Raw genomic sequence first — 4,752 nt, 5'->3', positions numbered from 1 at the left:
AGCTAACAAAGGGTTATGGGTTACCTTTATCAACCTAAATATATTATATAAGGAGTTAAGGGAATGAAAATAATTACTATTTCAGGGCCTCCATCGTCTGGAAAAACAGCGACTATTGTAAAGACAATTGAATGTTTACGCAATGAAGGTAAAAAGGTTGGAGTTGTAAAATTTGATTGTTTAACTTCGTTTGACAATTTAATTTATGAGGAGTATAAGATACCACTACAAATTGGATTGTCTGGGAAAATATGCCCGGATCATTTCTTTATTAGTAACATCGAAGATGCCAGGGAATGGGCAGAAGATAAAAACTTGGATTTCTTGATTACTGAGAGCGCAGGGCTTTGTAATAGGTGCTCTCCCTACATGAAAGGAATTCTAGCAGTTTGTATCATAGATAATTTATCAGGAGTAAATACACCAAAAAAGATAGGACCGATGTTAAAATATGCAGATATAGTTGTTGTCACGAAAGGAGATATTGTATCTCAAGCTGAAAGAGAAGTATTTGCTTTTCATATTAGGGAAGCAAATCCAGGGGCAAAAATAGTACATGTAAATGGTATTACTGGGCAGGGAACATTTATGTTAAGTAAATATTTTTTAGATGCAAAGGAAGTAGATACCTTACAAGGAAATAGACTTCGTTTTACCGTTCCATCTTCTGTCTGTTCTTATTGCACAGGAGAAACTTTAATAGGAGAAAGTTATCAGATGGGAATGATGAGAAAAATTCAATTTGAATAAGTAGAAGGAGGGGTATGAATGAGTATTGAAACGAGTACAATTGAAACTTTGATAGATAAATATCCATTTTTGCAAGGGTTTCTTGAAAATTATCGGATTAAGAATATTGATCAGAGCAAGACATTAAAGGAAAATATGGATTCTATAGATCAAAGTATATTACAGGATTTTGGAATCGACTACTTTACGCTTATGCGGTCAATGGAAACATATATTGAAAAGATGAGAACAAGTAATAAAGCGAAAAAGCAATGTATAGAGCAAATTACTATAATTGGAGGGAGAAATAAGTTTTTAGAAGCAGAAAATGTCGTACTTACGATTAAAAAGGGCGAGGTGATCAGTATTGTCGGTCCAACTGGTTCTGGTAAAAGCAGATTATTAGGTGATATTGAATGTTTAGCGCAAGGAGATACCCCTACGAAAAGGATGATATTAATCAATAATGAGGAGCCAACAGAAGAAATTCGTTTTGATATGGGAGGAAAACTAGTTGCTCAGTTATCTCAGAATATGAATTTTATTATGGATTTGTCAGTAAAAGATTTCTTAATCATGCATGCGAAAAGTAGGCAAGTATCTAATATCGAAAAAATAGTGAATAAAATTATAATATACGCAAATGAATTAGCGGGAGAGACATTTGATAGTAGTACGAAGGTTACACAATTAAGTGGTGGACAGTCAAGGGCATTAATGATTGCTGATACAGCATTACTTAGTGATTCACCTATTGTACTTATTGATGAGATAGAGAATGCAGGTATTGACAGAAAGAAAGCAATTCAACTATTGGCAAAAGAAGAGAAAATAGTATTGATATCCACACATGATCCAATCGTAGCATTGCTTGCAGGAAAGCGTGTTGTTATAAAAAATGGTGGTATCTACAAGGTAATTGAGACAAAGAAAGAGGAAAAACAGAATTTGTCTGTGATTAGTTTTATCGATGAAAGATTACTTGCCATGCGTAACATGTTAAGAGAAGGAGACACCATAGATTTTAATGTGACAGAATTTTTCTCATATTAATAATAACAAGGAGGAATACAATGAAAGAAACAAAGAAGCATACAAGTGTATTAATCTCCTTATTAGTAGCGTTTGTACTTTGCTTTATCATTTCCTTTACTTTAGGACGATATGCAATTACACCTAATCAGTTAATCAAAGTATTGTTATCAAAGATAGTAAATAATAATATGGATTATGGAAAGCAAGTTGAAGCAATTATTTTTTATGTACGAATGCCAAGAATTATAGTTTCCTCTGTTGTGGGAGGTGCTTTAGCAATTGCAGGTTGTGCATATCAGGGGATTTTTAAAAATCCAATGGTTTCACCTGATGTATTAGGAGCCTCATCTGGAGCAGGTTTTGGAGCTGCATTAGCAATCACATTGTATTTAGGAAAATTCATGACAACCATTATGGCTTTTGCTTTTGGAATTGGGTCAATTCTTTTAGTTTGTGCATTTAGTAAGAAAGCAAAGAAAAATCAAATATTAGGATTAATATTATCGGGAATGATTGTTAGTTCCTTATTCTCTGCAGGTACATCGTATTTAAAATTAATTGCGGATCCCAATGATGTATTACCAGCAATAACATATTGGTTAATGGGAAGTTTTTCTGGTGTTGCATTAGAGGATATTTGGTTTTTACTTATACCATGTGTAATATCAGCTGTTGTAATATATCTATTACGTTGGAAGATTAATTTACTAACAATGGGGGAAGAAGAGGCAATAGCACTTGGTGTAAATATTAAGGTTTATAGAATAATCATTATTATTTGTGCAACATTATTAACTACTTCTTGTGTTTCTATAAGTGGAATGGTAGGTTGGGTAGGATTGGTCATACCGCATTTTTCAAGATTACTGGTTGGTTATGATAATAGAATTTTAATTCCTATATCAGCAATCATGGGGGCAACCTTTATGCTAGTTATAGATAATATTTCAAGGTTAATTGCAACTACTGAGATACCAATAGGAATATTAACATCATTAGTAGGCGCTCCGTTTTTTCTATATTTGTTATGTAAGGAGGGAGAAGAATGTTAGAAGATATACGATTAGAAATTAAGGACGTATCCTCACAGTATGGAGATCATAGTGTATTGAAGAAAGTTTCATTTCGTGCTAAATCTGGGCAATTAATCTGTTTGTTAGGTCCCAATGGGGTTGGTAAAAGTACATTATTTCGATGTATCTTAAGGCTACAACATTATAGTGGAATAATACGTATTGACGGAGTCGATAACAATAAGTTAACGCCTAAGATGCGTGCTAGAAAAATTTCATACATACCACAAAATCATATACCTACCTATAACTATAAGGTAAAAGATATCGTGTTAATGGGAACATCTTCAGGATTAGATGCTTTTTCTTTACCAGGTAAATTGGAAAATGATAGGGTGGATAGTGCCTTAGAAAAAATGGGAATTATACATCTAAAAGATCGTGGTTATGCCAATATCAGCGGAGGAGAAAGACAATTAGTGTTGATTGCACGCGCTCTTGCTCAAGATACGCAAATCATGATAATGGATGAACCAACCTCTAATTTAGATTATGGAAATCAAAATAGGGTTTTACAAAAGATAAAAGAATTAGAAGGAGAAGGATTTGCTATTATAATGTCTATGCATAATCCAGAACAAGCATTTCTGTATGCAAGTAAGGTCATGGCACTAGAGAATGGCGAATTAATTGGATATGGAGATACTGATGAGCTATTAGACGAAGAGATGTTATCTAAATTATACCAGCTGAATGTAAAGATATTCACGGTAGGAGACAATAATACGAAAGTGTGTATTCCGTATTCCTTTTGCCCTTAGCAAGCCTTCCTAAGATATCTAGCTAAAGTACAAAAACAAGGAGGAATCAGGTATGTGGGAATTATATGACGATTTAATTAATGGTATACCAGAGGACATTATGGTAGAAGAAGCAGTGAATGGTTGCTACTTTAGTATGGTAAAATCCACTTTAGGTGTTGGGCTTGGTAGCAGTATGTTGCCACTTAATAGGTTACCAACATTAACGAAACCTATTATAGGTATGTCCTTAAAGAGAGTGGCTAGTTGTGTGAAGTCATGGAATTTTCTTGAAGCTGCAATGGGACTTGCAGCAATTAATTCCTACTATAACGCAATACCAGTTGCGAAAGGAAATGGAGTGGAAATAAGAGAGAGCATAATGTTTGACGATAGAGTAAATGATCCATTTGTTGGGTATCAAAAGAAGATTGAAGGGAAAAATGTTGCAGTGGTGGGACATTTTCCTCTTTTAGAGGATTTATTTGAACCGATATGCCAATTATCCATAATAGAGAGAGACCCTATAGTTAATGACTATCCAGATGCAGCATCTGAATATATCTTACCGTTAATGGATTATGTATTCATAACTGGAAGTAGTTTAGTAAATAAGACATTACCGAGATTGCTTCAACTCTCAAATTCAGCGTATGTAATTGTGGTTGGACCTAGCACAACATTAGCACCAAAACTTTTCGATTATGGTGTAAATGAGTTAGCTGGTTTTGTAGTAACCGATCAAGATAGATGTAAAAGAGTTTGTGAAGGTAGTGAAAGAGTAAAACTATATCGTTCAGGTCAAAAGGTTGAGTTCATAAAAAAATACGTTAACATGGAGGGATGTCAATGAAGAGATACAGGAGAATGAAATGCCTATGGTTGGTAATTCTACTAGTTATAAGCTTAATAGGTTGCAATACTAAGAAAAGTGAAGAAAAAGTTGCAGAAGAAGTAATATCTGAGGATACAAAAACAACAGACCCGAGTAATAAAGATGAAACATCGGATACAATATTATTTACAGATTCAGCAGGACGTGAGGTAGAGATACCAAGTAATATAACTAGAATTGCAGCCTCAGGTTCCTTAGCACAGATTGTTCTTTTCTCAGTCGATCCTGATAAATTAATTGGTTTGGCTTCTGAATTCTCTGATAATGCTAAATCATATAT

5 protein-coding genes and 1 pseudogene are annotated in these 4,752 nt (G+C 34.0%); all 6 read left to right on the top strand.

The genetic code is table 11. From position 1 onward, the window contains the following. The first annotated feature begins 63 nt into the window (after window positions 1-63). Window positions 64-750: a GTP-binding protein gene (locus ACW2QF_RS17855; RefSeq protein WP_455717372.1), complete on the top strand. Its 687-nt coding sequence runs from the start codon at window positions 64-66 to the stop codon at window positions 748-750. A gap of 18 nt (window positions 751-768) precedes the next feature. Further along, complete coding sequence (locus ACW2QF_RS17850; protein WP_455717371.1) at window positions 769-1,782, top strand: ATP-binding cassette domain-containing protein; 1,014 nt, start codon at window positions 769-771, stop codon at window positions 1,780-1,782. A 20-nt stretch (window positions 1,783-1,802) separates the two neighbouring features. Continuing rightward, window positions 1,803-2,816, top strand: coding sequence for a FecCD family ABC transporter permease (locus ACW2QF_RS17845; RefSeq protein WP_455717370.1), 1,014 nt, complete (start codon window positions 1,803-1,805; stop codon window positions 2,814-2,816). Next, the gene (locus ACW2QF_RS17840) at window positions 2,810-3,598 is read left to right on the top strand and encodes an ABC transporter ATP-binding protein (protein WP_455717369.1); all 789 of its coding nucleotides are present in this window, start codon (window positions 2,810-2,812) and stop codon (window positions 3,596-3,598) included. The genes ACW2QF_RS17845 and ACW2QF_RS17840 overlap by 7 nt, the downstream gene beginning before the upstream one ends. A gap of 52 nt (window positions 3,599-3,650) precedes the next feature. Continuing rightward, the gene (locus ACW2QF_RS17835) at window positions 3,651-4,430 is read left to right on the top strand and encodes a Rossmann-like domain-containing protein (RefSeq protein ID WP_455717368.1); all 780 of its coding nucleotides are present in this window, start codon (window positions 3,651-3,653) and stop codon (window positions 4,428-4,430) included. Further along, window positions 4,427-4,752, top strand: a pseudogene (locus tag ACW2QF_RS17830) (ABC transporter substrate-binding protein); the annotation flags it as partial. The gene ACW2QF_RS17835 and the pseudogene ACW2QF_RS17830, both read left to right, overlap by 4 nt.

Source organism: Anaerosporobacter sp. (assembly GCF_965301125.1).
This window is presented reverse-complemented; position numbering and strand designations above follow the sequence as displayed.